At 64.0% G+C, this 4,644-nt stretch carries 3 protein-coding genes, 1 pseudogene and 1 other annotated feature; of the genes and pseudogenes, 2 read left to right on the top strand and 2 right to left on the bottom strand.

Annotated features, from left to right (window positions below):
* Positions 1-169 precede the first annotated feature (169 nt).
* On the top strand, positions 170-1,546 hold the full coding sequence (locus tag CEY15_RS17385) for an IS30 family transposase (RefSeq protein ID WP_095719462.1): 1,377 nt from the start codon (positions 170-172) through the stop codon (positions 1,544-1,546).
* A gap of 7 nt (positions 1,547-1,553) precedes the next feature.
* On the opposite strand, the pseudogene CEY15_RS18920 reads toward CEY15_RS17385, so the two are convergent.
* Positions 1,554-2,494: pseudogene (locus CEY15_RS18920) on the bottom strand (IS3 family transposase); the annotation flags it as partial.
* Positions 2,091-2,222 (bottom strand) — a sequence feature (AL1L pseudoknot). Its footprint overlaps the pseudogene before it by 132 nt.
* A gap of 483 nt (positions 2,495-2,977) precedes the next feature.
* On the opposite strand from CEY15_RS18920, the gene CEY15_RS18575 reads away from it, so the two are divergent.
* Positions 2,978-3,649, top strand: a complete 672-nt coding sequence (locus tag CEY15_RS18575) for a M23 family metallopeptidase (RefSeq protein ID WP_176475182.1) — start codon at positions 2,978-2,980, stop codon at positions 3,647-3,649.
* Here the strand turns inward: CEY15_RS18575 and CEY15_RS17365 are convergent.
* Complete coding sequence (locus tag CEY15_RS17365) at positions 3,606-4,589, bottom strand: sensor histidine kinase (protein ID WP_245847718.1); 984 nt, start codon at positions 4,587-4,589, stop codon at positions 3,606-3,608. The genes CEY15_RS18575 and CEY15_RS17365 overlap by 44 nt on opposite strands.
* Positions 4,590-4,644: the final 55 nt, after the last annotated feature.

The following is a 4,644-nucleotide window of genomic DNA, read 5'->3' as shown; positions in this document are numbered from 1 at the left end:
TATCGAATTAGCCGGTTAAGAGGGAGTCGCCAACGCTGCCTATCGACCCCTGCATCCCGGCTTCGCGGAGCGCATCGGTCAGGGCCAGGGAGACGTACTGGGCAGATTCAACTGGTCGTCGCAACACCCCAGGTAATGGAGGTGGATTGTGGGTAGGCCTGCAGGATGGATGAAGGAGCTCACGGGAAGGTCGGCGTTGAAGTCGCCGGGCCGGCCCTCGCACCGTCGTGAGGTGGAGCGGTTGTTCTGGAAGCAGATCGCCACGGGCGTCACCAGCGAGCAGGCCGCCGCGGCGGTCGGCGTGTCGAGTGCCGTCGGCACGCGGTGGTTCCGCCATCGTGGTGGCATGCCACTACACCTGGCCACGGATGTGTCCTCCCGGTACTTGTCCTTCTTTGAGCGCGAAGAGATTGCGGTGATGGTCGCCGAGGGTAAGGGGGTACGCGAAATCGCCCGCACACTGGATCGCGCGCCGTCGACGATCTCGCGCGAACTGCGCCGCAACGCTGCCACTCGCGGCGGCAAGCTCGAGTACCGGGCATCGGTTGCGCAGTGGAAGTCGGAGATCTTCGCCGCCCGCCCCAAAGAGGCGAAGCTGGTCGGCAACGAGCCCCTGCGCGAGTACGTCCAGGACCGACTGGCCGGCAGGATCACCGACAGTGACGGAGCCCCGGTCGACGGCCCTGAGGAAGCCAAATGGGCGGGCCGCAACAAGCCGCATCGAGGCGATCGCCGGTGGGTCAAGGGCTGGAGCCCCGAGCAGATCAGCAACCGCCTGAAGGTCGACTTCCCGGAAGATGAGTCCATGCGCATCTCCCACGAAGCCATCTACCAGGCGCTTTACATCCAAGGGCGAGGTGCTCTCAAGCGGGAACTCGTGACCTGCCTGCGCACGGGCCGCGCTCTGCGGGTGCCGCGCGAGCGCACCCGTTCGGCCACGTGGGCGCACGTGAACGACAAAGTCCTGATCAGTGAGCGCCCCGCCGAAGCCGAAGACCGGGCCGTGCCCGGGCACTGGGAAGGCGATCTGATCATTGGCCTCAACCGCTCCGCAATCGGCACCCTTGTTGAGCGCACCACGAGATTCACCATGCTCGTGCACCTGCCCCGCGAGGAGGGCTACGGGCAAACGCCACGAGTGAAGAACGGGCCCGCGCTGTCCGGATACGGCGCCGAGAGCATGTCGCGGGCGCTGGCCAGGACGATCACCGACCTACCCGAGCACCTCCTGCGCTCGTTGACGTGGGACCGCGGCAAAGAGTTGTCGGCGCATGCCCAGTTCACCGTTGAGACCGGTCTGCCGGTGTTCTTCGCCGACCCCCGCAGCCCCTGGCAGCGGGGCTCTAACGAGAACACGAACGGATTGCTGCGCCAGTACTTCCCGAAGGGCACCGACCTCTCCCGCTGGACCGCAGAAGACCTTGCAGCCATCGCACACACCCTCAACACACGGCCACGAAAGACGCTTGGGTGGCGAACTCCCGCCGAAGCCCTTGACGATCATCTACAGTCACTACAAACGTCAAGTGTTGCGACGACCGACTGAATTCACCCTGGGTGCCGGCGTCGCTGTGGTGGACGAGCCCGGTCGAGGTGAACTCGAACGAGCCCCGTCGGCGGGTGTGAATCGCCTGCTCGAGCGCCGACAGGACCAGGTCGGAGCGTCTGGTCATCGAGGCGCGCCAGCCGAGTATTCGGCGGGAGTAGACGTCCACGACGAACGAGACGTAGCAGAAACCGGCGAGTGTCCATACATATGTAAAGTCGGCTACCCACCACTGGTCCGGCCGGGTCGGGGCGTTCCACTGACGGTCGATCAGATCGGGATGCCGATCCGCCGAGGGAGCCGACTCAGTCGTGATCGTGCGCCGCTTACCTCGCACGATGCCGGCGATGCCGCAGATGCGCATCAGGCGGGCGACCTGGTCCCGTCCGACGTCGCGACCCCGGCGGCGCAGGCTGTGCCATAGCTTGAGCACCCCGTACAGGCCCCGCTGGTCGTGGAACAGGCAGAACACTTCGTGGGCGGCGTACGCGTCATCCAGCTCGGCAGCCGTGGACGGCGCGGCCGAGCGGGCGTAGTAGGTGCTCGGGGAGATCGCGATGCCGTGCTCGGTGAGCACGCGGCAGATCTGCTCGACCCCGAATCGCACCTTGTGAACGTCGATGTAGTCGACGATCAGGTAAGTCGGCGGTCGAGCTCCGCCGCTGCGAAAAACGCCGAGGCGGTCTTGAGGATCTCATTCGCCCGGCGCAGCTCGGCGTTCTCCCGCTTGAGGCGCCTGACCTCCGCGGATTCGGCGGTCGATTCAGGTGACGAGGGGCTCGATTCCGCTTCGATCCAGTTCCGCAGGGTCGCCGGGTTCACTCCCAGCAGTGACCCGACGTGGGTGCGAGCGGCGACCTTGGAGCACTGCGCATCCGCCAGGTGCTCGTGATACATCCGGACCGCCCGCTCCCGGGTCTCAGCGTCGAACTTTCGTGGTGCTGCCATGGGTTCCAGTTTTCCTTGTTAGATCGGAACCCTCCGACAGATCCAGTGAGGTTCAAGGCCTTCCCATGTCGCCCACGTAGTCCCTGACACTCGCAACAGGCAGCTTGATGAACGCTGCCAGAGGCTGTGGTCAGAGGGAGACTCTAGGCACGATGCACGCTGGTGGGGGCCGCTCCCGGTCGTTCTTCGACACGGGTGACGAGGCCCCCACTTCTTGCGACGGCGGACTCTGCTCGTCTAAGTTCGAGCAGAAGTCACATCACGAAACCATCACGGTATAGCGGCAGGGGAGACACGGCGGAAGTGGAGCGAAGACGTGCACGCCGCAAGGCACACCCTTTAACTGTCGACATCTGGGCGAGTTCTGGTCGCCCTCGAGGTGGCGGTAGGCATCGCCAACCCTCCGCCCGGCCCGAGTTACGCGATCAGGTTGTCGTCGTCACGGTCGCCGCCGGGGCCATCGTGTCCTCGATAAGTTTTCTAGTGGACCAGCACACAGAGGCTGGTGGTGAGCACATTCACCTCATCGCGCACGAGGAGTCGATCAGTCCTTCTGGCGAGTCTGGAGACATAGCCCTTCCCACGGCTGAACTGCCTGGGCCCGTTGCGGTGCAAGGCGACATCCCGCTGGAGAGCGCCGCCGCCATGGCGTCGTCGTTGGCGGCAGGCACCGAAATCGACGCTCGCCGGCAAGTTGCCGAGGAGACCGCGCGCCGTCCCACAGCAGTGATGCCGACAGTCGGGACCCTCACGTCTGAATTCGGCCAACGCTGGGGCTCGCTCCACGGCGGCATCGATATCGCAAACGCGATCGGAACCCCGATCGTGGCGGCCACTGACGGGACCGTCATCGATGCCGGCCCGGCGCAAGGGTTCGGCAATTGGGTCCGACTGCTGTCGGATGAGGGCACGATGACCGTTTATGGACACATGGAAGAGGTTCTCGTGTCCACCGGCCAGCGTGTACAGGCTGGACAGACGATTGCCCTCATGGGAAGTCGTGGCTTTTCCACCGGTTCGCACTTGCACTTCGAGGTGTGGTTGAACCAGGGACGGGAGCGCGCCGACCCCATCGAGTGGCTCTGGGAAAACGGTATCGCGACCAACTCAGTCAGCCCTTGGAGTGAGCCGGGGTCTGCGGTAAGGAGATCGTGAATCGGGCGCCGCGGCCGAGCCCGTCGCTGTGCACGCGGATATGGCCTTCGTGGGCTTCGACCAGTGCGCGAGTAATGGTGAGTCCGATGCCGCTTCCCCCGTGTGCCCGGTCGCGTGCGGTGTCGACGCGGTAGAAGCGGTCAAAAATGTGGTCGAGGTGCTGCGCTGCGATGCCTTCTCCAGTGTCGGCGATAGTGATCTCCACGTTCCCCTCGTGTAGGCGACTGGTGACGGTGACCATCCCACCTGAGTCGGTGTGGCGGAGCGCGTTGTGCAAAAGGTTGGTCAGGACCTGGTTGATTCGATCACTGTCGACAGTGATCGGTATTGCCTGGTCAATACGCGCTTGGAGCAGCACATTTTTGTGCGAGTACTCGGGGCGCAGGGCGTCGATCGCGGCCGCGATGATGCTGCGAGTGTCGGTACCGATGGGGATGAGACGCGTGAGGTGTTCTTCGGCTCGGGACACTGCGCTGACGTCGTGAGCGAGCCGGCCTAGCCGACCAGTCGCGGTTCGCAGAATGCGCAGCGTGTCGTCGTCGAGTGCACGGACACCGTCTTCGATCGCCTCAAGGTGGGATTCGAGCGTGGCCAGGGGAGTCCGCAACTCGTGTGCGAGATCTGAGAGCATCCGTCGGCGTGTGGTTTCGGTGGCATCTAGTCGTCGTGCCAGTTCGTTGAAGCTGACGACAAGATCGTCGAATTCACGACCTATTCTCGGCTCGTGTACTCGTGAGTCGTATTGTCCACCGGAGATCTGCTGGACTGATCGGGTGACCGGGGTGATCGATCGTTGAACGCGGCGGGCGATGTAGCCGCTGACAGCCAGCGACAAGATCACCGATACCGCCAGTGCGATCGACCACGACAGCATCATTGACGAGTTGAATGCCTCCTCCATATGGGCTGCTTCGGAGGAGTTCTGTGACAGTCCGGCCATCTCCAGATGCTCGTGGAAGATCCCGGGGGCGTGTCAGATGGTCTGTGTGAGTTGA

This window comes from Dietzia natronolimnaea (assembly GCF_002289575.1).
GTDB lineage: Bacteria > Actinomycetota > Actinomycetes > Mycobacteriales > Mycobacteriaceae > Dietzia > Dietzia natronolimnaea_A.
The sequence above is the reverse complement of the archived record's forward strand: the minus strand, read 5'-3'. Positions and strand labels throughout refer to the sequence as shown.